This is a genomic window from Bradyrhizobium sp. Kon69 (genome assembly GCF_055807515.1).
Window position 1 is genome coordinate 1 of the sequence record NZ_JBVVOS010000213.1, and the last position, 327, is coordinate 327.

The 327-nt window shown below is 59.0% G+C and carries 1 protein-coding gene; it reads right to left on the bottom strand.

Features of this window, described 5'->3' with window-relative positions; all coding sequences use genetic code 11:
* Positions 1-327: MmgE/PrpD family protein (locus AC0L3U_RS38885; RefSeq protein WP_473285318.1), on the bottom strand; the 327-nt coding region annotated here is incomplete at both ends.

Consider the following 327-nt stretch of genomic DNA (forward strand, 5'->3'; position numbering starts at 1 on the left):
GTAGGCAGCCGTGATACCCGCGACCACGGCTGGGGGAATCCCTTCCTTGATCGTGCTGCCCTCGAACTTGGCGGTTGGCTCTAAGAACACGATCGGTCCTTCGGACCCGGCGATCGCCAAGGCATGAGCAGTTTCTGTTGCATTCAAGCTCAAGAGACGAGAAACAGCGGCCGCAGCCCCGTAGCCGACCCAGCGTCCAGTCGCATACGTCTCGATTGTTGAGATAGGACGAGAGCACGCGATCCTGAGAGCGATTTCGTATCCGAGTGCGATCGCAGCCATTGTTTCGGAAACAGAAGCGTTAACGGCCTGAGCCACCGCCAAGGC